This window comes from Halodesulfovibrio sp. MK-HDV (genome assembly GCF_009914765.1).
In the GTDB taxonomy this organism is placed as follows: Bacteria; Desulfobacterota; Desulfovibrionia; order Desulfovibrionales; family Desulfovibrionaceae; genus Halodesulfovibrio.
In genome coordinates this window covers 1-24,583 of record NZ_WYDS01000006.1, presented here as the reverse complement: position 1 = coordinate 24,583, position 24,583 = coordinate 1, and the positions used below count along the sequence as shown (strand labels likewise).

At 46.6% G+C, this 24,583-nt stretch carries 18 protein-coding genes; 6 read left to right on the top strand and 12 right to left on the bottom strand.

Translation table 11 applies throughout. From position 1 onward, the window contains the following. Window positions 1–50: 50 nt before the first annotated feature. The 3 genes from MKHDV_RS05975 to MKHDV_RS05965 form a co-directional block, all read right to left on the bottom strand. Window positions 51–1,682: a sigma-54 dependent transcriptional regulator gene (locus tag MKHDV_RS05975; protein WP_160713284.1), complete on the bottom strand. Its 1,632-nt coding sequence runs from the start codon at window positions 1,680–1,682 to the stop codon at window positions 51–53. Continuing rightward, on the bottom strand, window positions 1,672–3,372 hold the full coding sequence (locus MKHDV_RS05970; protein ID WP_160713282.1) for a nitrogen regulation protein NR(II): 1,701 nt from the start codon (window positions 3,370–3,372) through the stop codon (window positions 1,672–1,674). Before MKHDV_RS05970 ends, MKHDV_RS05975 begins: the two co-directional genes overlap by 11 nt. A gap of 250 nt (window positions 3,373–3,622) precedes the next feature. Continuing rightward, the gene (locus tag MKHDV_RS05965; RefSeq protein ID WP_160713280.1) at window positions 3,623–6,901 is read right to left on the bottom strand and encodes an AsmA-like C-terminal region-containing protein; all 3,279 of its coding nucleotides are present in this window, start codon (window positions 6,899–6,901) and stop codon (window positions 3,623–3,625) included. A gap of 261 nt (window positions 6,902–7,162) precedes the next feature. Between MKHDV_RS05965 and MKHDV_RS05960 the strand changes: the two genes are divergently transcribed. Continuing rightward, window positions 7,163–8,134 (top strand): D-2-hydroxyacid dehydrogenase, encoded by a 972-nt coding sequence (locus MKHDV_RS05960; protein WP_160713278.1) that lies wholly within the window; start codon window positions 7,163–7,165, stop codon window positions 8,132–8,134. Window positions 8,135–8,624: 490 nt separating this feature from the next. Here MKHDV_RS05960 and thiC read toward each other — a convergent pair whose 3' ends face one another. Together thiC and MKHDV_RS05950 are read right to left on the bottom strand one after the other, a co-directional pair. After that, on the bottom strand, window positions 8,625–9,914 hold the full coding sequence (gene thiC / locus MKHDV_RS05955; protein ID WP_160713276.1) for a phosphomethylpyrimidine synthase ThiC: 1,290 nt from the start codon (window positions 9,912–9,914) through the stop codon (window positions 8,625–8,627). 151 nt (window positions 9,915–10,065) lie between these two features. Next, window positions 10,066–10,536 (bottom strand): hypothetical protein, encoded by a 471-nt coding sequence (locus MKHDV_RS05950; protein ID WP_160713274.1) that lies wholly within the window; start codon window positions 10,534–10,536, stop codon window positions 10,066–10,068. A 414-nt stretch (window positions 10,537–10,950) separates the two neighbouring features. On the opposite strand from MKHDV_RS05950, the gene MKHDV_RS05945 reads away from it, so the two are divergent. The 3 genes from MKHDV_RS05945 (at window position 10,951) to MKHDV_RS05935 (ending at window position 14,857) form a co-directional block, all read left to right on the top strand. Continuing rightward, the gene (locus tag MKHDV_RS05945) at window positions 10,951–12,225 is read left to right on the top strand and encodes a radical SAM protein (RefSeq protein WP_160713272.1); all 1,275 of its coding nucleotides are present in this window, start codon (window positions 10,951–10,953) and stop codon (window positions 12,223–12,225) included. Window positions 12,226–12,583: 358 nt separating this feature from the next. Continuing rightward, window positions 12,584–13,915: an MATE family efflux transporter gene (locus MKHDV_RS05940; protein ID WP_160713270.1), complete on the top strand. Its 1,332-nt coding sequence runs from the start codon at window positions 12,584–12,586 to the stop codon at window positions 13,913–13,915. A gap of 180 nt (window positions 13,916–14,095) precedes the next feature. Then, window positions 14,096–14,857, top strand: coding sequence for a DUF1835 domain-containing protein (locus MKHDV_RS05935; protein ID WP_160713268.1), 762 nt, complete (start codon window positions 14,096–14,098; stop codon window positions 14,855–14,857). Between the two features lie 422 nt (window positions 14,858–15,279). Here MKHDV_RS05935 and MKHDV_RS05930 read toward each other — a convergent pair whose 3' ends face one another. Both MKHDV_RS05930 and MKHDV_RS05925 read right to left on the bottom strand, forming a co-directional pair. Further along, complete coding sequence (locus tag MKHDV_RS05930) at window positions 15,280–15,867, bottom strand: GNAT family N-acetyltransferase (RefSeq protein WP_160713266.1); 588 nt, start codon at window positions 15,865–15,867, stop codon at window positions 15,280–15,282. A 558-nt stretch (window positions 15,868–16,425) separates the two neighbouring features. Continuing rightward, complete coding sequence (locus tag MKHDV_RS05925) at window positions 16,426–17,991, bottom strand: catalase (RefSeq protein WP_160713264.1); 1,566 nt, start codon at window positions 17,989–17,991, stop codon at window positions 16,426–16,428. A gap of 294 nt (window positions 17,992–18,285) precedes the next feature. On the opposite strand from MKHDV_RS05925, the gene MKHDV_RS05920 reads away from it, so the two are divergent. Beyond that, the gene (locus tag MKHDV_RS05920) at window positions 18,286–18,681 is read left to right on the top strand and encodes a hypothetical protein (RefSeq protein ID WP_160713262.1); all 396 of its coding nucleotides are present in this window, start codon (window positions 18,286–18,288) and stop codon (window positions 18,679–18,681) included. A 298-nt stretch (window positions 18,682–18,979) separates the two neighbouring features. On the opposite strand, the gene MKHDV_RS05915 is transcribed toward MKHDV_RS05920, so the two are convergent. From MKHDV_RS05915 to MKHDV_RS05895, 5 genes are all read right to left on the bottom strand, one after another. After that, window positions 18,980–19,786, bottom strand: a complete 807-nt coding sequence (locus MKHDV_RS05915) for a hypothetical protein (protein WP_160713260.1) — start codon at window positions 19,784–19,786, stop codon at window positions 18,980–18,982. Window positions 19,787–19,945: 159 nt separating this feature from the next. Continuing rightward, window positions 19,946–20,209 (bottom strand): DUF1653 domain-containing protein, encoded by a 264-nt coding sequence (locus MKHDV_RS05910; protein WP_160713258.1) that lies wholly within the window; start codon window positions 20,207–20,209, stop codon window positions 19,946–19,948. Window positions 20,210–20,650: 441 nt separating this feature from the next. Continuing rightward, entirely contained in the window at window positions 20,651–21,316 is a 666-nt protein-coding gene (locus tag MKHDV_RS05905) for a lactate utilization protein (protein WP_160713256.1), read from the bottom strand. Continuing rightward, window positions 21,309–22,739, bottom strand: a complete 1,431-nt coding sequence (locus MKHDV_RS05900; protein WP_160713254.1) for a LutB/LldF family L-lactate oxidation iron-sulfur protein — start codon at window positions 22,737–22,739, stop codon at window positions 21,309–21,311. The genes MKHDV_RS05905 and MKHDV_RS05900 overlap by 8 nt, the downstream gene beginning before the upstream one ends. Beyond that, window positions 22,732–23,484 (bottom strand): (Fe-S)-binding protein, encoded by a 753-nt coding sequence (locus MKHDV_RS05895; RefSeq protein ID WP_160713252.1) that lies wholly within the window; start codon window positions 23,482–23,484, stop codon window positions 22,732–22,734. Before MKHDV_RS05895 ends, MKHDV_RS05900 begins: the two co-directional genes overlap by 8 nt. A 175-nt stretch (window positions 23,485–23,659) precedes the next feature. On the opposite strand from MKHDV_RS05895, the gene MKHDV_RS05890 reads away from it, so the two are divergent. Then, window positions 23,660–24,280: a MarC family protein gene (locus MKHDV_RS05890; RefSeq protein ID WP_160713250.1), complete on the top strand. Its 621-nt coding sequence runs from the start codon at window positions 23,660–23,662 to the stop codon at window positions 24,278–24,280. The last annotated feature ends 303 nt before the right edge of the window (window positions 24,281–24,583 follow it).

The following is a 24,583-nucleotide window of genomic DNA, read 5'->3' as shown; positions in this document are numbered from 1 at the left end:
GGCAAAAGGCCAGCTGGCAAGCGCACTAGAGGCAAGCCCCTAAAGCCAACCTAACTTCTCTTGGTCAAACCATATTTGCGTAACTTGTACTGGAGCGTACGCCTGCTAATGCCAAGCGCATCTGCAGTGCGTTCACGGTGCCCACCGTTAGCGTTGAGCGCCTCTATGAGCGCTTGCCGCTCTGCATCATCAAGTGTCTTGGGTCTAGAAATAGTCCGTGAACCGTTGCCATTTTGAGGCGGCATTTGCTCTGCTTGCCCGTTGTACCCCTGCTGCCCGTTATAAGCTGCTTGATTATTGTAGCCACCTTGACTGCTGAAGTCGGTACGATGGAAATCTGTAGGGGTAAACTCTGGCTGCCCGAACCCGTTTTGTGCCGCTCCTTGACCGGAAAACTCTGCACCGGATGGCGCATTGAGATTCGGCTGACCATAATTCTGCTGCCCTGAAGCCATACCATCCTGCTGTACAAACTGTGTCTGCATAGTCGGTGCAACCTTTGGCGGATCGATAAACACTGGCGGCAAAGACTCAACGTTGAGAAGCTCTGAACGCGAAAGAATGAGCGCTCGTTCGAGCACATTCTCAAGCTCACGGACGTTACCGGGCCATGCGTGGGTGGTAAGCTTCTGCATAAAATCAGGACTGACACCACGTACACTTTTACGGTTTTTGCGCCCGAGCTTGTCGAGTAGACGGCTGACGAGCAACGGCAAGTCATCAAGACGATCACGAAGCGGCGGAGAAATAAGCTCCAATACGTTGAGTCGGAAATAGAGGTCTTCGCGGAACTCGCCTTTTGCAACGGCTTCTCGGAGGTTACGGTTTGTTGCCGCGATAATTCGCACGTCAATCTCAACTGGTTTGACTGCCCCAAGCGGCTCTACCACGCGCTCTTGCAGGGCACGGAGAAGTTTGGCTTGCAGCTCAATCGGCATTTCACCGATCTCATCAAGAAAGATTGTTCCACCCTTTGCGAGCTGGAACCGACCGGGCTTGTCTTTAACTGCACCGGTAAAGGCACCGCGGACGTAACCGAACAGCTCACTTTCGAGCAAGTTACCCGGTAAGGCTGCGCAGTTAATTTTAACCATCGGAAAAGCGGCACGGTTGCTGCGCTCATGCAGTGCTTCTGCAATAAGCTCTTTACCGGTACCGGATTCACCCATGACAAGTACGGTTGCCTCGGTTGGCCCGACTTGGCGGATAAGCTCAAGCATATCCTGCATGGCTGCACATCCACCGATGATTTTTTCGGACGGATCGTTGCCAATAAATTTTTTGCGCAGATTATCGTTTTCCGCCAGCAGCCTGCCGTGGGTGTACGCTTTTTCAAGCACGGCTATAAGCTCATCGTTGTCTGCGGGCTTGCTTAGATAATCAAAGGCACCGCGTTTCATTGCTTCAACGGCTGAGCCGACTGTACCGAACGCTGTAAGCATAATTACAGGTAAGTTTGGATATTTTTCCTGAATAATGGCAAGCGTTTCACTGCCGTCTATGCCTGTCATCCGCATATCAAGGAGAACTACGTTCACATTGTGCGATGCAAGATGGTCGATACCGGCTTCACCAGAACTTGCCTCGGCAACACTCCAGCCTGCATCTTCTACAACCGCACGCACCATCATGCGCAGTGCCGGTTCATCATCTATAACTAACAGCTGTTTATTATAAGACATAATTTTCCTCATCTTCCACGTCGGGGAAAAAGAGTGCGATGGTGCATCCGCGTCCGGCACTGGATTCAATCAATGCCTTTCCTTCGTGTTCCATCATGGTTTTGTTGATTAAGGCAAGCCCGAGGCCAGTGCCTTTTGATTTTGTAGTATAAAATGGTTCGAATGCTTGATCTATCTGCTGCTTGTCCATGCCGGGGCCGTTATCCCGAACAAAAATCCAAACACCATCTTCACCGTGAGCAGACGCAATATGAATCTGCTTTTTCTCGGTTCCGGCTGCTTCCATCGCATCAAGGCTGTTGAGCATCAGGTTAATAACTGTCTGCTTCAATAAATCAGCATCTGCCTGCACGTATGATGACTCGAGGCTGACTTCCAACTGAACATCTTTTCCTTCCAGATCAAGACGCAGCAAGTTGCTGATGCCCTCTGAAAGCTCCAGAAGATCTACTTTTTCTTTTTGAACAGCACGCGGACGGGAAAGATACAGCAAGTCTGTAATTACGCGGTTCAGCCTGTCGGCTTCGGTAATCATAGTTTGAGCGTATGTTTCGTCCGGTTCTTTGCCTTTAAATTTTTTGGCGAAATATTGTGCAAAACCACGTAATGCGCTGAGCGGGTTTCTGATTTCGTGCGCCATACCTGCGGCAATTGTGCCGAGGGCAGCCATCTTTTCAGCATCCTGCAAACTTTTTTCCAGCTCACGGAAACGCGTTCTGTCACGAATCAAAACGAGTCGGGAACCGGCTTCTTTGTGCTCTTTAAGCGGCACGGAAAGAATTTCCAGATGCGAACCCTGAACCGTTACCTGTTCCCAGTTTGCGTTGGAATCCAGCGGTAAATTTTTAAGGCAATTTGCTAGATCTTCAGGAAGATCTGATACCGAGAGTCCGGCAAGCCCACTGCCCTTTGCTTGAAAGACATCATGCGCGGCGGGGTTTGCGGCTCGGATCACATTATCCGGACTTACAATAAGAAGCCCATCCGGCAGGTTATCAAGCAAACGCGCCTGAAAACGTTCAAGCTGTAAGGCTTTGCCTGCAAGCTCTCGTCGTTTGAGTAACGCCATAGCAAGCGCCCATGTAAAAATTGCGGCTATGAGAATATATGCAGCCTGAAACAGTGCGTTCTGTTTGAACCCTTTGTAGATGGCAAAGTGCTTGGTCATGTCCAGACCAACAACAAGGAAGGTGTTTCTCTTCGGTGCATCCGGTTCCAGCGACTGTGTCTCCAGCCCCTGACTATGCTTGGCATACACGTATACACGACGGTCACCGAACTTGGCGATGCCGTCCCATGTGCCAGTCTGCACCATTGTAGGAATAGCCTGCTGCGGGAACAGAATGGTATTAGAAGCGCCACCCTCGAGGGAAGAAAGAATTTGGCCGCCCTTTTCATCAAGCAGACCAACAAACATTACTTCGCCGCTTCGCTGTAGCTCGCGGAAAAATTTTGCGGTACTCGGTAGTCCCGCCACCTTATCATTCTGAGTAAGAATACCGGTGCGCAAAGAAATATCAACAGACTGAAGTACAGAGCGTGCAGTTAATTTGAGATGCTGCAAGCGCGCTTCTTCCTGCTGACGTAAGGTTTGTCCTGTCGAAACAATAAGCGAAAGCCCAATTGTAATCAGTGTTACAATTGCGATGATGATCGTACTTCGCTCTTTACTTAAATCTGCAATTTCCATGTATATCCTAATCTCATCAAATTGATGGGACGTAGTGTAATCTATTTATATGTAGACGTTTTCTATGCCGATATATGAAAAAGTCGTGCCAAAGTGAACTTTTCTGCACAACCGTAGTCATTACTGCAAGTTGTTACACATACTGCGCATAAAAAAAGGTCTCCAATCACAAGGATTGAAGACCAAGGTGCATTTTTTTTCACATTTGCACAAGTCGTTTGTGCAACAAATTGCACTGCACAAGTTGCACTTATTTACTGGACGGGAGTAAATCCAAGGCTCTAAATGGAATGAGTACGGCATCCTTAAGAATGGAGAAAACACCACCGCCAATTTTACCGACAGTACGCGGAACAACGCTTAAGCCGTCCACCGTAACTTTAGGATCATTCCAGTCGCCCACAATGGTTACAGGAACCGTTGGGATACGGGCGTATGTTACGTTTACCTTGTAATCAATATGCCTCTTCGGCAGGTCGATTTTACCGCCACCGCGCATATCAACAAAAGGTGAAACAACAGCTGTATTGTTACTACTCAAAACGCCCTGTTTAATATCACCATCACTCACCGCGGAGGTGAATGTTGTTTTTTGGATCTTGCCTTTTTTATCTTTGCTGAATCCGAAGAAGCCGTCTTTTACTGAAATACCCCAGATGCCATCAAGGTTTGCAAGTATGTCGTAGCTGGAACCTAGTTGCCCATGGGCTTCCACATAGCCTGTGCCCATTCCACCAAGGTAATCTTCGCCCGCAGCACCCTTTGATGCCAGCGCCAAGTCTACGCTGTTGGCATTAGCCACAATTTTACTATCCAGCTTGCCGTTGAGAACACCCCCGAATTCACCGGAGAACGTACCATTATACATGGTTGCTTCCAACGGCCCTATCTGCACCTTGCCATCACCTATGCTAATAGGCGTTACCAAATCTTGTGCATCAATAGGATCAAAGCGCAGGGAACTTACTTTCAAACTGCCCTTCATATCAATTTTGTTCAACCAATCCAGATCCCACGGTTTTTCATTGAAAACTTCAGCACGCACATCCACATCTTCCGGTGGGAAATAGCGCGTCAGCATAATATCACCAAGAGCTGCGTCTGCACGTATGGTTGGAATTGTACCGTTAAGGTTAACCAGCACAGAACCTTTCAATGCGGAATCATCCACGTAACCTACTACATTATAGAGAGCGTAGCGTCCTTTACGTATATCAAATTCACCACGCAGACTTGCACGTCTGAATGCAGCTGCATCACGCGGCTGCCAGCGCAACAGGTCAAGCGTAGTTAAAAGCGGTCGCAGATCAAATTCCTGTCCCGCAAAAGTACCCTTAATTTCAGGCGCAGTAATAAACTGCTTACCGTTGCCCTCAACTCTGAAGCTCTGGTTGTCAAAGGTAAACATACCGTCACGGATAGACAGATCTTCTGTCTCCATATTGTATGTGCACTTGCTTACCAGACGTGCTGTGAGCGGAACCCGTGTTTCGTTTACAGCCATAGTTCCGTTCCAGGTCATATCCAGATCGACATTATCACCGCGCACAGGCAACACCCGTTTTGCGCTCATAGTGATCGGACCTTTAACTTTGGTAAGGTACGAAACAGCGGAATCTTTTCTGTCGAAAAACACAGACAGATCCCAAAAATATGGAAGGTCATTACCAGCTTTATCAGGCACTTTTGTCAGGCTTTTACCGGACAAATCAATTTTCAGTTCTTTAAAAAAGTTTTTGCTGGATGCGATTTTACCGTCAGCCCGCTGTTTACCCAGAGACTTCACATACCCATCTCTAAAAACAGCATTAATCTTGCCGCCAAGCCCTGCGACCAGACCAAACACGGTACGTGCTTTTGCACGCACATCGATTGTGCCGCCCGCAACACCTGCAATAAGTGCATCGCCTGTAAGGATACGGGCAATTTCTGCTGTTTTCACTTTTTTGAATGTGGCTTTCAAATGAAGATCATCGGTAATAGTCAGCACGGAATCCAGACTGCCGCCGTATGCGTTACCAATCTTATAGGAAGTGAGCGTGTCATTGTTCGGCGCTGGCCAGCAACGGAACGCAAGATCGTTCACAACAAAGCCATACGCCGTGGCGCGTTTTGCACCTACGCGGATATCGTAGCCCACAGAAAAATCGTCAAGCGGGTCGTCTTTAGCTTTAGCCTTGGCATTGGTTTTAGCTTTGGCTTTTGACTTCTTATCCGCAGCCGCTTTTTCAGTACCCTTTTTAGGCGACGCCTTTGATACTGCTTTCGGATCAGTCTTTGATGCAGATTTAGCAACTTTCTTTGCAGCCGGTTTAGCATCTGCTGGCTCATCAGGCGTGTAGCGGAAAATTGGCGGAGAATCATCCGTCGGCTTAGGTAACACCTTCGGCGGGTTCAGGCCTATTTCTGGAAAAATTTTGTTTACATCAATGTCATTGCCCTTAGCATCAATATAGATCACCGGGGCAGAAAAATCTTTAACGCCGCCGACACCAGTAAGCTTCATGCCCAGCACATCAGCTTTCAAGTTGTCAGACCACACGCGATCCTTTGTCATCACAACAGTAAGTGTACCGTCAATGCTATCAAGTGCGTGATTCAAGCTAGTCGGCAAGTTCTCAGTAAAACCAAACCAATATGACAAGCTCAAGTCCTGCACAACAGCATCACCGGCAAGCTTCCAGTTCTCGTTGGTACTATCTGTAAGCTTACCATTAAAGGCCAGTCTGCCCTTGGCAACTTCTGCCTTAACATCAGTAAGTTTAACTTCACCCGAAGGCCAGTTTACATCATACACGACGTTAATAGCTGTAGGAACAACACGCCCTTCCAGTTCTACACTGCCAGTCCAGTCCAGCGTACCGATAACGTTTTCGATAGTAAGGGTTTTGGACGTAAAGTCAGTCTCGCCAACCAGCTGCAACTGCCCCTGTGTAGGCACAATATTGCTTTCAATGGCGCACGATATATCGAATAATGTTTTTGTACTAAAATTAACCTGCAAGTTCATATCTGTTGCAGCAACAAAATCTTTTCCGTTGTCAGTTTTGCGTTCCCATACCACACGGCCACGTTGAATATCGATGCCCTGCAAGTCAAAACCACCGGCGATATCACCCATGGAGAACTTCACATCAACATCGGCCATGTCGTCTTTATCTCTCGTCAGCAGTTCATCAGAAAGAACAACTTCCAAGTCCTGCAAGCTCAAATGATCAATGAAGATCTTGCCCTCAAGGAGTGTTGGAATGTCTACGCTGGATTGTACGCCGCCTACGCTCACAATAGCTGTGCCTGTGTCAGGATCAACAACCTTCACGTCCGAGGCTTCAATGGCCAACGGGACAATAGAAAGATCCAACTCACCATTAATATTCCACTGATACCCCGTCGCCTCTGTGAGGTTACGTTCAATCAGTTCTGGAAAATTGGAAGATTGGATATACCATCCCGCATACGCCAAAAGACCACCGAGACAAACGGCTACCGTAAGGAAGAAATAAAAAACTATACGTATTGCTACACGCACTACTAACCTCATACAAAAAATATGTTTTAACGCTTTTGACTGTGACACTGTACTATACACAGGGCATAAAGCAAATAAGTGCCGAACGAATGGTAAAAGAAATACACTTTACCGAACTCTAAGGCTTGCATACAGTAAAACGGCTAACTTTGCTGTTGCATTAACAAAATTGAACGCAGAAAAACACTTCTTAACAAACTGCCTAAAATACAAATATCTCTGCAAAAGCAAGGGATACTAACAATACTGGAGTAACGAACAATGAAGACGGTAATTCTTGATGGCCAAACGCTTAATCCCGGCGATAACCCGTGGACTCCTATAGAAAACATCCATCCCGTTACCCTTTACGAAAAAACTCAAGAAGAAGACATTATTCAGCGCAGTAAAGATGCAGAAATTTTGCTTACCAACAAAACACCGCTCACAAAAGAAACGCTCCAGCAGCTGCCGAATCTTAAATATATTGGGGTGCTAGCCACAGGCTACGATGTCGTAGACATCAAAGCCGCTGCCGATCTCGGGATTCCGGTAACCAATACCCCCGGCTATGCTAACAACGCAGTACCAGAACACGTCTTTGCGCTTATCTTCGAATGTTACAGACAAATAAGCTTACATTCCCAGCAAGTAAAGCAAGGAGAATGGGGACAAAACGGTCAGTTCTGTTTCTGGAACACGCCTCAACGCGAAATTGGTGGTAAAACTCTCGGTATTATTGGATTTGGCAACACCGGCAACAACGTAGCGCGCATCGCCAACGGTTTCGGTATGAACATCCTTGCCTACGCACCGCGCCCCAAGCCGCTGCCAAATTACGACAATTTTGCCTACGCAGAACTGAACGAAGTGCTCACAAAATCAGACATAATAACTCTGCACTGCCCGCTTACTCCAGACACAAAGCACATAATTAACGAGCAGTCTCTCAAGCTCATGAAAAACGATGCCATCCTCATCAACACAGCCCGTGGGCCACTTATTGACGAGCCAGCAGTGGCAAACGCGCTCAACGCAGGCACCCTCGGCGGACTAGCCGTAGACGTTGTAAGCGAAGAGCCAATCGCAAAGAATCATCCGTTCCTTTCTACGCCCAACACCTTCGTTACCCCACACCTCGCATGGGCAACCATCGAAGCACGCATGGCGCTTATGCAAATCGCTGCCGACAACATAGCAGCGTTCATCAACGGTACACCTCAAAACGTTGTGAACGGGGTAACAGCCAAATAACAATTTTATTTTTGCCTAACGTTTGCCTCTGGGGGGTCTTCGACGAGCCTCCGGTGAGTCTGCGACGCTTTTTTTGTCTCCGACGGCTGGGGAAAACCTTTCTGTAGAAAGGTTCTTCCCCAGACCCCTTTCCAAAGACTTTTATTATGCGAAAAAAGCCCGTCACTTGATATTTCACGCGGCTTAATCCCACTGACTGAATTAATAAAAAAGGCTGTCCCAAGATAATAGGGGCAGCCTTTTTCTTTTTGGAAAGGTAGTGAGAGTTAAGCCGCGAGAGTAGGCAAAAAACGTGCTGCCCTCGCATAATAAAAGTCTTTGGAGATTTTTAAGAACCTTTCTCCTTAGAAAGGTTCTTAAAGCCCCGCTGGCAAGCGTTGCCGATGGCTCGTCGAAGACCCGCCAGAGGCAACAACATAAAAAAAATAGAATAGAAGACGCAAAAAAAGACCTGATACATAAAATGTATCAGGTCTTTTAGAGTGCGAGATTAGTTAGAACACTGAGGATCTTCTTCGATCATCTTGTAAGCGCAGAATTTGCCACACATGGCGCATTCGCGATGGTCTTTGTGTTCTTCTCTACGCTTATCAACCATTTCCGGATCGAGAGCGAGGGTTTTCATGCCTTCCCAATCGAGAGCTTTACGCGCACGGGAGATGCCGATTTCGCGTTCTACAGCTGCTGGTCTGCCCATGCAGGCTTCAGCGGCTTGCGCAGCAATACGGGACGCGATTACGCCTGCGTGAACATCTTCGATGCTTGGCAGTGTAAGGTGTTCCGCCGGAGTCAGGTAGCAGAGGAAGTCAACGCCAGCTTTAACAGCGATTGCTCCACCGATTGCGCCTGCAATGTGGTCGTAGCCCGGGCTGCTGTCGATAACGAGCGGTCCGAGTACGTACAGAGGTGCGCCGTTGGTAAGCTTTTTAATGCTGATAATCTGAGCTTCTACTTCACTCAAAGGAACGTGTCCCGGTCCTTCGATCATGCACTGAACGCCAGCTTCGAGGCCACGTTTAGCCAGCTGACCGAGTACCATAACTTCTTCCCACTGTGCTGCGTCACCGGCATCGGTGCCAGCACCAGGGCGAAGACCATCGCCGAGGGAAAGAGTAACGTTGTACTTGCGTGCAATCTCAAGAATACGATCGTATCCGGTGAGAAGCGGGTTTTCCTTGTCGTTTTTCAACATCCAACGAGCGAGGATGGAACCGCCACGGGAAACAATACCCATGGTACGGCTACCGTCTGTAGCAAACTTAGCACCGCGCATAGTAAGACCGCAATGAACGGTCATGTAGTCTACGCCCTGCTTTGCTTGCTTTTCGATTTCTGCAAAAAGCTCATCCGGCTGAATATCAGCAGGATCGCGGTCGCTATCAAGGTAAACCTGAGCAACTGCGTACATTGGAACGGTGCCCAATGGAAGCTTGGTTGAAGAAACCATTTCCCTTCTGATTTTATCGAGATCACCACCGATGGATAAATCCATCACGGTATCAGCACCTGCGTTAATGGCAGTTTGCAGCTTAACCATTTCACAGCGTACATCGTTTTTCAACGGTGAGGTACCGATGTTGGCGTTAACTTTAACAGACGCCGGTTGACCAACCAGCGTCGGAATTACATCGGGGTGTTCAGGGTTACCGAGCAGTACCATGGTACCTTTTTCGATAGCCTGTCTGATAACATCAGCTTCCAAACGCTCTTTTTTTACTAACTCATCAATATGTGTTTCTAACAAACCGGCAAGTGCCGCGTTTTTTGTCAAAATAGACATGTTATCACTTCCTATTGTGTGCGTAGAAAGAGCTATGGAACAAACAACAACGGCGGCATTACAAACGAATGTTGTATAATATGCAAGCGGCGCAGACAATTTTTATGTAAAAAATCGTCTGCGCCGCAGAATATTCTATGGAATGATAGTACTACTGTCCGGTAGCAGTGCGAAATTCTTCGCGATATTGCTTCATACTCTCGCCGGAGATGCGGTTAAAGAGCACAAGCACTTCTGCCACTCCCATCGAACTGATATTTCTCTTTTTATACGCTTCAGCCTTTGCGACATCTTCATTATCGATATGTCCTTTAGACAGCAGGTATTCAACAAACGACATATATTTGTAGCGTTCTTTTTCTAAAACACGCTCATTTTCTGCCTGTCGGGACTCCGCAAGAGACCGTTCCAGCAGCATGTATTCTTTTGTATATTCTGCTATACGCTCACTTAACGAGCCAATTTCAGCTTCGTAAGCGTCCTTTTTCATTTCCATACTATTGTTTTCTGTCTCAAGCGTTGCAAGCGTATCGCGCAGATCATTATACTTCTTCAGCAATGACAAAAGAATAAGAATCAGGGTGACACCGCACGCGAGAACAATAAAAAACATAGATTCCATACCAAGTGGCTCCATTCAAAAAAACAAATCTTATATGCTTAACGCAACACGACTCGAATAGAGCCATGAACTTCCGCAAATGTGTACGAAGATGCAGCGAACCGATTTATATGTTGGCTTATGTTCTCCGGCAATGACCTTCAGGGGTTTTCCGGTAAAAAAAGAACTGTAACCATCAATAGATATTAATGTTTTTATGTGCATCATTTGTAACAGACAAAATCTACCTGAAACACCTATCGGATCTTTTTCAACTATCTTAAGGCCATATATATTTTTTATTTTCTCTGCGAAAAATGGAACCCGACCAGAAAAGTACTTTTTGCCAGCATGTACACTTTTATGTATGACACAACCAACTCAAACAAATTCACTACACAGGCGGCTACGCCTGTTATTTTATAGAGAGAGATAATGGCTTCTTCAAATATTCGCCCAAAGCTTCTTGTGGCAGACAAAGACGGTAACATTTACGATCATCCAGAACTGCTTATGCTGTGCCGCCGTGGTAACGACCTCGCTCAGCCGCGTCCGGATGAGCTCATGCCGCTTCCTGAAGGCAGTGACATTTTCATGCTGCCGGGTCGCCGTGCACTTGGTCTGGACGGAGAAGACGGCGAAGTTGAGCAGATGGAAGAATTTGCAGTGGCAGCATTTGTTGCGCCTGCACATACTCTTACTGCCCACGCCGCCTACAAAAGCGATGATGACGCACCTACCCTGCCGCTGTTTGCATACGGCGCTGTAGGCTTTGCCAACGGCAAATTTTATGTAGCAGCAAAAAGAGTAGATCAGGACGTACGTCAGGTTTTCAAAGGCTTCTCCGGTAAAAAAATTAACCGTTTTGCCAACGTAATTTTAGAGAAATACAAAGAAAACCGTCTCATGCAGCACATTATGAACAAATGTGTGCTCAAGTACTCCTGTCCGGCAGCAAAAAACCTTGCAATCGGTCGTTACGAGGCACCACTGCCTACGTCCCGTACCTGCAACGCCCGCTGTATCGGCTGTATTTCTTTTCAGGAAAACACTTCCCAAATTTGTGCCTCCCCGCAGGATCGTCTGGACTTTACCCCGACAGCGGAAGAAGTTTGCGGCGTAATGCGTCACCATGCAACGAACGAAAAAGAAAAACCAATTTTCTCATTCGGTCAGGGCTGCGAAGGCGAACCGCTGACTGAAGCAAAAATGATCACCGAAGCGATTACCATGTTCCGTGCAGAAGGCGGACGCGGTACCATCAACATGAACACAAACGCTTCCTTACCGGACAAAGTGGCAGAACTTGCAGACGCAGGCTTGTCATCCATCCGTGTAAGCCTTAACTCTGCCCGAGAAGAAGTCTACACCCGCTACTATCGTCCAAACGGCTACTGTTTTGCGGATGTAAAACAGTCCATCTTGGAAGCAAAAGCACGCAACAAGTGGGTTTCACTCAACTTGCTCTACTTCCCTGGCGTAACAGATTCCGAACCGGAATTTGAAGCGTTAGTGAACCTTATTACGGATACAAAGCTCGATTTCGTTCAGCTTCGTAACCTTAATATTGATCCGGAAATGTACTTGGAGTTACTGGACGGTATCGACTTTGGTGCAAGTATGGGCTTTACCTTCTTTAGAAAAAGACTCAAAAAGGCATGTCCTTGGATTAACTTCGGGTACTTCAACCCGTTTGTTGACGAAGAGTAGCATCGCTACGACAGCTATCAACAAATCTGCATCCAAGTTATTGGGTGCAGATTTTTTTTGCCTCTGGTTGCGGGTATCCGTGAGGCGGCTATGTGGTTAGCGAGCCTGTGTCTCTGATGGCTTTTTTGCCTCTGGTGGATCTTCGATAATACTTGTGCCTCTGGTAGGTCTTCGACGAGATCTTTGCCTCTGGCGGGTCTTCGACGAGCCTCCGGCGGCCAGAGAACCCTTTTGGAAAAGGGCTTCTCTGGACTCTCCTAAAACTTTTATTATGCGAGAGCCATCCGTTAATTACGTCGTTGGAAGCCGCAAGGAATTATCTTTCTGTGTTGATCAATTTTTTTTGGAGTAACGATTAATGAGTACCTCTACAGAGTCCTTGAACGAACATGCATACAGAAAATCGCCTGCAAAAACCTTTGCAAGCATGTCTGTTCCAGTGCTCTTATCCCTCATCGCGGAGCCGCTTACCGGTCTGGTAGACACCGCATTCGTTGCCAAGCTTGGTACAGAGCCGTTAGCAGCTCTCGGTATCGGCACCATGGTGCTTTCTTCCGCGTTCTGGATTTTCAACTTCCTCGGTATCGGAACACAGACAGAAATCGCGCACTGTGTCGGAGCACAAAACAAAAAAGAAACTGCAACCACCGCCAGCACAGCACTCATTCTTTCGCTCGCCATCGGTTTTATAGCAGCCCTGTTACCCATATTCTTCCTGCCACAAATTTCAAAATTCATGGGCGCTGAAGGCGTCATGCAAAATCTATCCATCGACTACATGACATGCAGACTCGCAGGTGGCCCCGCCGTGCTCTTTACCATGGCTTCCTTCGGTATTTTTCGTGGATTACAAGACATGCGTACGCCGCTCATCGTCACCACCGTTGTGAACGCACTCAACGTAGTGCTCGACTGGGTACTCATTTTCGGTATCGGCCCGTTTCCAGAGCTTGGCGTCACAGGCGCAGCACTGGCTACAACCTTCAGTCAGTATGTCGGCATGGCAATCACGCTCTACGCATTACACAAAAAGCTCGGCATCAAACCAATATTTGATGCTCCACGTTGCAGACGTCTACTCTCCATCGGCTGGGACATGACTGTCCGTACAGGGCTTGTCATTGCCTTCCTGCTCTACTGCACACGCACCGCCACACAAGCTGGCGCAATCGAAGGTGCAGCGCATCAAGGTATTCGCCAATTTGTTATGTTCAGCACCATGCTGCTCGATACATTCGCCATCACAGGACAAAGTCTCACAGGATTTTTCAAAGGCAAAAACGACACCCTCATGATCAAGCAAGTTATCCGTCAAACATTCGGATACAGCTTCATAACCGGCATCATAATCGGCGGTCTTATGATCGCAGGAGCCGACCTTTTTGCAGAATTGCTTATCCCGCCAGCATCATATGCTGTGTTCTATTCCGCATGGACGATTGTAGCTCTTTTTCAGCCAACAAACTCGCTATCCTACGCAACAGACGGTATTCTATGGGGTATCGGTGATTTTGCATTTACCCGAAACGCCATGTGCATCTCCTGCATCATCGGTATCGGATTCATTATGCTCATCACAATGTTTCAGCCACCACAGCCAGTTATGTGGATTTGGCTCGCAACCGGCGCCATGACGCTTATCCGCTCCGCCCTCGGCTGCTACCGTTGCTGGCAGTTGACCAAAGCGTAACGAAAAGGGATTAAAAAGCTCTAGCGGCTTCACAGTGCTTCTCTTGCCAACTGAATCTTTCGTAAAAAGGAAGGTTAGACGAGTGCAATATGGATCATATGAAATTATGAGACCTCATGAAGAAAGGTCTGTTCCCAATGTTATACATTGTTTCCTGCTGTAACTTACTTATGGTGAATTATGATGAAGCAAACAAAGCATATAATTTTTGGCCCGTCAGCTGCGGGGAGCCTGCGATACATCATAAACGAGTATCGCTTGAATCAAGACGTAATCTCAATCAATGACGATCTTTCAAATGGCCCTTTGCAGACTATAGAAGACAGAATCGAATTCGGAAAAAAGCTGATTAACAGCATTGATCCAGATGATGAAGAATTTGCAAAATACGTTGAGCTGGCAATAAAATCGTGGCCTTCTCCTGAAAATTTTACAGATTGCAAAGTTATTCTTTGGCATTGTGAAAATGCGCCAGAACAACTCATGCTTCAAATGGTCGTGAAGCAACTTCAGGATTTTGAAGAACTCTATGAAGTTGCTTTAGATAATAAAATTTCATTAGCCAGAGGAACAGGCGAGTATACTCCAGAAAAATTAGGCTCATTCATTGGAACTGAAACAAAGATTTCACCCGAAAGAAAACATGAGCTTATTAGAAACTGGAATCAAACTGTTCAGCAAAACGGCACATTGCGTATTTGGAAAAATGAAGCAGTTGTGACCGTTGATGAAAGATATTACGACGCTCTGCTCCTTCATAACTGCAAAAACGAATTCGTAAATGCCGCCCGAATTGTTGGTGAAACTCTTGGCATTACCGATCAATTACTTTCAGACACATGGCTAAACTACCGCCTTCTACAGTTGGTAGAAATGCAGAAGATCCAAGCCAGAGGAAATTTGAAACAGCTGAGAAGTTTTGAGGTCAGCTTAATTCAATAAGCAATACGAGACACATTGTTTTGTCCTCTTTACCGCAGTACCTCGCTCCATTACGTCTTCAAGTAACGGAAACAGCCAGACTGCGTTAAAAAACTCGTAGTAGCTCTACAATTCTTGTTTCAAAACAACGTTTCCTTGCCGATAATTACAAAAAAAGGCTGTCCTTCCAAATGAAGGACAGCCTTTTTATTTTATGTTGAAACACTATTTTGATGTTTCGATGCACTGTGTGCCTACACTTCCTGACAACTGCAATCACGGTAACTGCAATCAACAATGGGCAAGCTCTGCAAATGCAGATTACACAGCATTTTTAGACTTTGGTGAGAACACAAATTGCTTCTCACAACTCGTATTTCTTTATTGAAACAACACGTGCTTGCTACAAGAGTTGGTAAATACCTAGCCCCGTGGCAAATGCGCTATTTACGGTGAGATACGGAAAGGTAATGACGTGAACGACGTGGAGTTTCACTCTCCTTCGGGGGACTTTTCACCTCTAATTTGGGAGTACGAAAAGCCTCATGCGCTATGATTTCGCCTTCCGGATCTTTGTTTGAAAAAGAAAAACCCAGAATAAACTGTTCGGGGACTCCTGAGTATGAAAGCCCTGAAAAGCTCTTGAAACCAAAACGGTTGTAGTATTCTGGATCACCTACCAGAACAATACCTTCTGCACGGCTTCCCTGTAGCTGCATTAAAACTTCACGGATCAATGCAGACCCTATTCCTTGGCGCTGTTTATTGGGTACAATCCCAACAGGACCAAGAAGATACCAGCCCTGATTGCATTCACCTACGATTGCGAGCGATATGGCAATATGCCCAAGAACTTCTCCGTTTTCTTCCGCCAGAAGCGAAAGCGTTAACGCGTCTGCGGCACGTAACCGCTCAACTATAAGATGCTCTGTGGGCGCAGCTCCGGCATGAATAGGATGCCCGTCGAATGCGGCAAATTGTATCTCGGAAATACGATCAACGTCGTTTTTATGTTCGTTTCTAATCAGCATTGGTCCACTCCTGTGTGCAATAACATTGTATAGCCGGTACGACGACTTACAAATATGAATAGACAATACGCGCAACATGGTTGCTATATTATCCCGATATTATACGCAAAATAGTGGTTGCCAGACGAGAACGACAAAACTGTCCAAACAAGGACAGTGTCAGTAATGAGCGAAACAAATCGCTATCAAAAACAGGACGCGTAATTCACATCATGTGAACCACATCCTAAAAAACATTACTGATTGCGGCTCGCGCTAACAACCAGTTTCACAAGATCCATTCTTCTATTCAAAAAAACCTCTCTTATTATTGGTAAGATTAAAGGTGCTACACCTCGACTAAATCTATGTCAACTATACCAAACAGATAGAAAACCCCGTCATGCGATCACTAACTCTAAAGAACAATAAAGAAATGTTACTCCGTAGAGTCAGGATATCAAAAAAGGCTGCCCCTATAGTCAGGACAGCCCTTTTAATGGAAAGGTAATGGGGTGGAAAGCCGCGAGGCAAGCTTAAATAAAGAAAGACCTCGCAAATGAAAAGTTTAGGAGATTCTTAAGAAGCCCTTTTTAAAGGGTTCTTAAGCCGCCGGAGGCAAAAAACAAGTTTGCTACAAGTTGCAGTCTCAGCCACGCGCTGTTCTTGCGTCATGCCTGCGAGCTTGCGAACATGCTCTAGATCAAGCTTAAGCCCTTTCGCGACACGTTCGCCGTAATCCTTGTCTGCCAGATAGAAGATGGCACACTGGCGTAGCTTAATGCGAAGCGGTACGTCTGCCATATGCCCTACTAGGTTGGTTATGAGACTGTTGCGGTCTGCATCTGTCATAACTTCACGATAGAGATTTCCGGCTTGTACGAAGTCATCATTCTTGTGTGCAAATTCGTATCGGGAACCGGCACCTTCCAATGGAATATCCGGCTCTTCATTTTTTCCTTCAGGTGCGATTGGGCTAAAACTATTCGGCCAATAATTCGGTCTGCCCAGTCCGTTATCGTCTACCCGCATGGCACCGTCACGCTGCTGATTCAACTGCGGTGAATGCTTAGGCTGGTTCACAGGGATAAGATGATAGTTTGTGCCTAGACGATGCAGATGCGTGTCGTGGTAGGAGAAGAGACGCCCTTGAAGCATTTTGTCCGGAGATACGCCGATTCCGGGCACAAGACTGCTTGGGTTGAAGGCTGCCTGCTCAACTTCTGCAAAATAGTTCTCAGGATTGCGATTAAGCACAAGCTTGCCGACGGTAATCGGCGGCACTTGGCTGTGCGGCCAAATTTTTGTGATATCAAAAATATCCCACTCAAACACCTCTGCTTGCTCAGGAGTAAGAATCTGCATTTCTAGCGTCCATGACGGGAAATCGCCATTTGCGATAGATTCATAAAGATCACGGGTTGCATGGTCGGGGTCTTTCCCGCACATTTCCTTAGCCTCGGCACCGGTAAAGTTTTTAATGCCTTGGTCAGTTTTGAAATGGTATTGCACCCAGAAATATTCATCCTTATCGTTGTACCACTTGAATGTGTGGCTGGAGTAACCGTTCATGTTACGGAAGGTGGCTGGTGTTCCCCTGTCTGAGAACAGAATCGTTACCTGATGGATAGATTCCGGCGTAAGTGACCAGAAATCCCACGCCATGGTTGCGCTTTTCAGGTTTGTTGCAGGATCGCGCTTTTGGGTATGAATGAAGTCAGGAAATTTTAGTGGATCACGGATAAAAAACACAGGCGTGTTGTTGCCTGTCATGTCGTAGTTGCCTTCTTCCGTGTAGAATTTTAACGCAAAACCGCGTGGATCGCGTTCTGCATCAGCACTACCCTTCTCGCCACCAACGGTGGAGAAACGGGCAAAGACATCTGTCTTTTTACCCACAGAGGACAAAAAAGCTGCCTTTGTGTACTTGGTAACGTCTGCTGTCACTTCAAAATAGCCATACGCGCCAGCGCCTTTAGCGTGCACAACCCTTTCTGGAATGCGTTCACGGTCAAAATGTCCAAGTTTTTCCAAAAGATGCACATCCTGCATCAATACAGGCCCGCGTTCGCCAGCAGTCAATGAATTCAAATCGTTCCCGACAGGACGTCCAAAGGCTGTTTTCATTGTATCTTTTTTGGCCATACCAAGATTCCTCTCTATCTTATTGTGCTATTTTATTTGATTACATAAAAGCCCTACGCACGGATTGAGATAAATCTACTACATCTACTTTGTGACACCATTGATAAACCGACAAGAGCAAGGAAATAAGAATTGCTGAAACTGCTGCCACAGGCATATTCTCTACCTAGAGTGGCGTATTTTCTCCGCACTGCCTCTGGACTTTTTTAAAACATATACACTTCACACCAGCCACAACATTTCGATTTTATTATTATAACTTTCGTTGTAGTCATCTGCAATGCCGAGAGAAATATGTTTGAATCGTATCAAAAAATTCCAGAATGGGTTCGCTGGCTGCTACTTGTACCCCTTTTCTTCGCAATCATGATCTCATTCGGCTTCATTTTCCGAATGATGAGTGTGCATCTAGCCGGAACATTCTACTATGACAGAATCTTCGCCCCGCTCGTCGGGGGCTTTGTGCTCGTATATGTGGCTACACGGCTCATACCCAGAGCAAAGCTCATTACAGCTTTCGTTCTTTGTTGCTTTTGGATACCGCTCGTGGGGCTTGGCCTTCTCTCTGTTATCGAAATCTCACCAAGCCAAGGCGGACTTACAGGAAATGACCTGATTCAAGGCTCCAGCGCGCTTGTAGGCTCTCTCGCCGCAGCGCTGCAAGCGTATAGAAAGTATCGGAAGCGCTAGTTGGCATTACATTCGTCCATAGCAATTTGTAATAGGCTCTTATTACAATATATATCTTTCCAACAACCAAAGCCTCAGCCGCAAAACAACATTAAAAACGTGCTTACCTCGCAACTAAAAGTTTTAGGAGATTCTTAAGAAGCCCTTTTCCAAAGCGGTAGCTGTTCTCGAGGTACGAGAGATTACAGAAAGCGACAGTGTAACAGGGTTCTTAAGCCGCCGGAGGCAAAACAAAAAAATAAAAAGCAAAAAAAAAAGCCCCCGCTGCATGCGGGGGCTTTTTTTTGCATTCGTGTTGCTATAACAACTTGTCCGCCTGAGATGGCGGGAGAGATTTTGGCTCAACGACAGTTCCACCTTCGATAGCATTTTCGGGGCTGATATCGATAGGACGTTTACCATCAAGAGTTGCATCAGCGATCAGCATTCTGCCATCGGATGTGATTGCAGTTTTTTGATCAATGATTGCGATGCCGGTACGTTCAAGAACTTCGCGTCTAAACGCGTATTCTTCAGCGACTCGGCGGGTGCGGTACATAAAGTACATTTTACAGACATAGCTTGTGATCCATGCAACGACTAGCCCTACACTGATCCATATGGCGAGTTCCGCCGCAGCTTGTCCAAGCTTTAAAACAAAATCGATAATAATATCCATATTAAACAGGATCATACCCACGAACAAGAACCCTGCGAGGAGGATTGTTGTGGGCATGCCATTGACAAGATGGATCCAGTTTCGCATTTTTTCAGGAATATGTTCATTGTCGATTTCGTTCATAACAGGATCACCGTTGATAAAGCGGTTGAATCCCATTCCGATAATCTGGATGATGAACATAACTGCAATTGGAGCGAGCAATACAGCTACAAGGTACGCTTTCCAAGGGAAAAGGTACTCCATATTCCCTTCAGCTGTCGGGTGCAGATTAGTAACACCATGAAGAATAGCAACTACTGTCACTACGCATTCAACAATAATGATACCGAGTGCAATGTATGTAAGAAGAGACTTTTTTTCTTTCTCATTGAGGACGGCTCCCAAACTGCCGGCCGCAAAAGAAGGCGTGCTCTTTTTTTGGGTATCGTTTTCGGTTTCGCTCATTATCCTATCTTCCTCCTGCAGCAACAAGTGCTGATTTCTATACAGTCTAGGACTTGCTACAGGACTGAACTGTTTTTTTCAAGCATGTAAAAAGAAAAAAAAACTTTCTGCGCAGTTCAATGCCCTGATTTTTATAGGTGAAACAAAGATTACAACGCGTTATTGAAAGCTCTGTACAGGGTGTGTCATCAAATATTCCTGCACATCGTTCGGCAACTGATCTTTCTCTATTGGTGCAAACCGCTTCACACGTGTTCCGTCTGCCAACTCTTTTTCCCCAAAAAATTCCGCTGCTGGTCGCGTAAACCATGCATAATCACTTGCGTAGAGCGTTCGATAGATAACAACTACTTCCTCTGTTGTGGTATCGAGCGCTTCTGAAACAGTCTGATAGAACTTTCCTTTGAAATGCCGGTAGTACACTGGTTCCCCTCTCTGTTCGATATCGAAAAAGTTCTAACAAAATGATATTACTGAGTATCTAATAAGACTGTCATAATTTTGACGAGAAAAAAAAGAACACGGTTGATGTTCAGGGACGGTTAATTTTTCCCTATCACACCAAACCGTGGAGTTAGAATACCCTTGCAGTCTACTTCTTGTAAAGCCTGCAAGTGAAACTTAACTGACATACCCTTTACACCCTCCTGACGCCTGCAACACACGATGATCAGTACCTTTATCGAGAATTCCATGTGTGGTTGCTCCAATATGACACAAAAAAAGCCAAACCCTGTGCAATGTAACTTGCTGTGAGGGTTTGGCTTTTGGTTCATTCTGGAATGTGTTGATTACTTACGATTGCTTACAAAGTTTTTCTACCAGATTAGGTAGCACTGTTCAGTGCAACCATTACCTGTATTGCTATTCTGTGATGAATACCATCAAGTCGGTAGGCCCGTGCACACCGAACTGGAGAATCAACTCAATATCTGCGGTCTTGGAAGGACCTGAAATAAGTAAGGCGTTCGTAGGAATTGCCGCATTCCATTTTAATTTTTTAATGGCATCCTGAAACGACGTATATATCTTGCTTGCTTCCACCACCACAACATGCAGCGGAGGAACAATAGACATAAGACGCGGTTCGTCGATTGTAGGCCACAGGATAACAGCTGCGGATTCCGCAATGCCGCCAAGGCATCCGGTGACAGCTCCATCACAGGCAAACAGCTCATCCTTGTACTCTTCAATAGAGCCTTCCCACGTTACCAGCTTGCAAGAACTCTTCTTTTTCCAGTTCTCTGCCAAAGCCTTCCCTGTAGGAGTAGCCGGAGCATATAGCAAAGTCTTTTGCCCGCGTTCTTCCACCAGCTTTTGCAGCTCAGCCACCCAAGCTGCTCCTTTGGCGCGAAAAACTTCTGTCCGGACAGCGCTCATGCGTTCTGTGAATTCTGCAATATTTTCTTCTTTGGAACGATTCTTAATGTTCCACACTTTTTTTTGCGGAATATAGGCATCGCGTCCATACTGCTGCGCGTTGTATAAGCGACCCAAGATGCGTTCTCTGCTTTCTGTACTACTACTCATGACGCACCCCCTCTTTCTTCACTAAGTCTTTCAGACTATTCTTCCCGAACGTAGGCTTACTGCGCACACTCATCCATGACTTCAACGGCCCAACAGCCGGAATCCACTTGCCGAACAGCGCAAGCCCTTTCAGCATAACTTTATTCATTGTCGGGCAGGTCTGCGACATACGCCAACTGCGCCAAACCATACTTTCGATACAACTCTTTTTGTAGCCGTTCCCTGCAACACTTGCATGTTCGCCGTTACCGTAACTTTCGTCACGCATACGGCGGATAATTTCAGGAATCGGAATACGTACCGGACACGCCTCGGAACAAGCGTCACAAAGAGAGGATGCCGTTGCAATAGCGCCTTTAGGATTCAATCCTTCAAGCTGCGGCACAAGAATCTCACCAATAGGCCCCGGATATGTAGAACCATAGGCATGGCCGCCAATACGGGTAAACACAGGACAGTGATTCAAACAGGTTCCGCAACGGATGCATTTAAGCACATCGCCAAGCTGCGGATCGTTCATAATCCTTGAGCGACCGTTATCTAGCAATACAAGATGCACTTCCTTCGGACCATCACGTTCACCTTCCATACGGGGACCTGAGATCATATTAAAATAGGTAGTAACGCGCTGCCCTGTAGCGGAGCCACACAGCAGCCTGTAGATTGCAGGAATATCTTCCACGTTCTCAATAAGCTTTTCAATACCCATTAATGCAATATGCAGGGGCGGTACGGTTGTACACATACGCCCGTTGCCTTCGTTTTCTACAAGGCACAGGGTTCCTGTCTCTACAATGCCAAAGTTAACGCCGGAAATACCAGCGTCCGCTGTTTTAAAATGCTCACGCAACGTACTGCGCACATTTTCCAGCATCACGTCCACGTCTTCCGTGTACTCCATGCCTTCCACGTGCTCAGCCAGCACCTCTGCAATCTGCTTTCTGTTCTTATGCACAGCAGGCACAATAATATGTGACGGAGGCTCGTTGCACAGCTGGATAATAAATTCACCAAAATCTGTTTCAACAACTTCCTTATCGTGCTTTTCCAGATAAGAGTTGAGGTGAATTTCTTCCGACGCCATGGATTTACCCTTAACGATCTTCTGTGCCGAATGGTCATCAAGAATAGAAAGAATAAGCTCGTTGGCGTCTTTAGCAGTCTCTGCCCAATGCACGATTATACCGTTCTTAATACACTGTGCTTCGAACCGTTCCAGCAGATCCGGCAGGTTCGCCAGCACATCTTTTTTCATAGCGCTACCTACGTCGCGCAAGTACTCCGTCTCTTCCGGCGTTGCGAAGACAGTGCCGCGCCGCTGGATAAGTGTATCCGTAGCGAAACGGAAGTTCGCTCGTAGCTGGCTGTCCGCCAGTGCCTCTGCCACGTTTTGCGCAAAATTGAACTTCTCGTTACTAGCCATTGATACGCTCCCAGATAAATTCCGCTATATGCTGGCCTTTTACATCGATTTTTTCTTTTTCCATATGCCCTGTAATATTCAGCAAACATCCACAGTCACCACTCAGCACCACAGAAGCACCAGTTGCAACAACATCCGCAACCTTGTCCGAAACCATGGCACCGGAGATCTCCGGTTGTTTAATCGAGAACGTGCCGCCAAAGCCGCAACATTCCCGTTCGCGTTCCAGTTCAATCAGCTCAACATTGCCCAGCTGCATCAGCAATGCCTTGGAATCGGCTACACAGTTTGCTTCCCGCATTGCATGACATGAAGAATGCCACGTTGCCTTAATCGGCGCGCCCTTGTCCTCATATTGTGCATTCGCGTGCTGGTGTAAGAATGTGGTCAACTCAACCACTCTTTCACTAAAGCGCTTCACTATGAAAAGATCGGGCGAATCTTTGAATAGTTTCGGGTAATGCACCTTCATCATGCCCGCACAGGAACCGGACGGCACAACAATCGGATAGTCATGTTTCGCAAAAATCTGCACCTGCTTCCACGCAACATCTTTCGCTTCTTCCGGGAATCCCGAGTTATATGCAGGCTGCCCACAGCAACTCTGTTCCATGGGGTACACAACCTCATAGCCTTCCCGTTCTATAAGCCGGATTGCTGCCATTGCAGAGTCTGCGTACATCATATCCGCAAGACAAGTTCCAAAGAAATATACCGGAGTCTTCGCCGCGTTAACTTTCTTCATGTTCCACCCTTTGCTCACGAGCTTAATTGACTGTAAACGCTATATTTTTTCACTTAAAAAAAAACGCTTGATTAGTTGCACGAACAGGCATAAAAGCGTCCTCACACTTTGCACTTCAAAACATTTTTTAACGTACCATCCAGCAACGATATTGTCTTTTATAGCAGGGAAAACCATGTCAACTTCCATGATCTTCAATACCTTTACTGAAACCTACATACGCTTTTTCTTCATTTTGACCCCGTTCTTCGTGATCAGTATGTTCTTGGCACTCACTGTTGATATGCCAAAAGAAAAACAACGCCACACAGCAATACGCACAACTTTTGCTGTTATCGTCGCAGCGTTCACGCTGTTCTATTTTGGGAACACCCTGTTTGCGATCTTCGGTATTACGCTCGACGCATTCCGAATTGGTGCAGGCGCACTCCTGTTCATCTCTGCCGTACACCTCATTCAAGGCACCAAAAAGCCTATTAAAAACCCTGACGATATCGACGAAGACGGCGACATCAGCGTTGTTCCGCTCGCTATCCCTGTTGTTATCGGCCCAGCAACCATCGGTACCCTGCTCATTATGGGTGCACAGATCACAGATACCACAACGCGCATTGCAAGTAGCTGTGGGCTCCTCGCTGCTATCCTTTCCGTAGGTTGCCTGCTCTATGTGGCTCCGCAGATTCAGCGTCTTATCGGAACCATCGGGCTCTCAATCATGAGTAAAATCAGCGGGCTCATCCTCTCCGCGCTCTCTGCACAGATTATGTTCACAGGTATTAAAAATTTCTTATTCTAGCCTGTTCCATATCACAAAATAATCAAAAAGCCAGAACACTTGTTCTGGCTTTTTTTGTTTGCTTAGGCCTGCGGCGCTTTTTTATCTCCGACGGGTAGGCGAATACGCCTCTGGCGGGTCTCCGACGGGCAAGGGCTCTGCCCTGCACCCGCAAGGGGCTCGCCCCTTAACCCCTTTTATGGGTATGTGCTTTGGGAGGATTCATGGTGACATATTTGCGTAGTCAAAATTCGCGGTTACTCGTTGTTATTCCATGTGGTAACCAATTATTCTTACGTTAAAATGCTTTCCATTCTAACCTTT

What these genes read in the sequence shown, in the direction of transcription:
- MKHDV_RS05975 (WP_160713284.1), bottom strand. Translation starts at nt 1,682, where the DNA reads ATGTCTTATAATAAACAGCTGTTAGTTATAGATGATGAACCGGCACTG.
- MKHDV_RS05970 (WP_160713282.1), bottom strand. Translation starts at nt 3,372, where the DNA reads ATGGAAATTGCAGATTTAAGTAAAGAGCGAAGTACGATCATCATCGCA.
- MKHDV_RS05960 (WP_160713278.1), top strand. Translation starts at nt 7,163, where the DNA reads ATGAAGACGGTAATTCTTGATGGCCAAACGCTTAATCCCGGCGATAAC.
- thiC (WP_160713276.1), bottom strand. Translation starts at nt 9,914, where the DNA reads ATGTCTATTTTGACAAAAAACGCGGCACTTGCCGGTTTGTTAGAAACA.
- MKHDV_RS05950 (WP_160713274.1), bottom strand. Translation starts at nt 10,536, where the DNA reads ATGGAATCTATGTTTTTTATTGTTCTCGCGTGCGGTGTCACCCTGATT.
- MKHDV_RS05945 (WP_160713272.1), top strand. Translation starts at nt 10,951, where the DNA reads ATGGCTTCTTCAAATATTCGCCCAAAGCTTCTTGTGGCAGACAAAGAC.
- MKHDV_RS05940 (WP_160713270.1), top strand. Translation starts at nt 12,584, where the DNA reads ATGAGTACCTCTACAGAGTCCTTGAACGAACATGCATACAGAAAATCG.
- MKHDV_RS05935 (WP_160713268.1), top strand. Translation starts at nt 14,096, where the DNA reads ATGATGAAGCAAACAAAGCATATAATTTTTGGCCCGTCAGCTGCGGGG.
- MKHDV_RS05930 (WP_160713266.1), bottom strand. Translation starts at nt 15,867, where the DNA reads ATGCTGATTAGAAACGAACATAAAAACGACGTTGATCGTATTTCCGAG.
- MKHDV_RS05925 (WP_160713264.1), bottom strand. Translation starts at nt 17,991, where the DNA reads ATGGCCAAAAAAGATACAATGAAAACAGCCTTTGGACGTCCTGTCGGG.
- MKHDV_RS05920 (WP_160713262.1), top strand. Translation starts at nt 18,286, where the DNA reads ATGTTTGAATCGTATCAAAAAATTCCAGAATGGGTTCGCTGGCTGCTA.
- MKHDV_RS05915 (WP_160713260.1), bottom strand. Translation starts at nt 19,786, where the DNA reads ATGAGCGAAACCGAAAACGATACCCAAAAAAAGAGCACGCCTTCTTTT.
- MKHDV_RS05905 (WP_160713256.1), bottom strand. Translation starts at nt 21,316, where the DNA reads ATGAGTAGTAGTACAGAAAGCAGAGAACGCATCTTGGGTCGCTTATAC.
- MKHDV_RS05900 (WP_160713254.1), bottom strand. Translation starts at nt 22,739, where the DNA reads ATGGCTAGTAACGAGAAGTTCAATTTTGCGCAAAACGTGGCAGAGGCA.
- MKHDV_RS05895 (WP_160713252.1), bottom strand. Translation starts at nt 23,484, where the DNA reads ATGAAGAAAGTTAACGCGGCGAAGACTCCGGTATATTTCTTTGGAACT.
- MKHDV_RS05890 (WP_160713250.1), top strand. Translation starts at nt 23,660, where the DNA reads ATGTCAACTTCCATGATCTTCAATACCTTTACTGAAACCTACATACGC.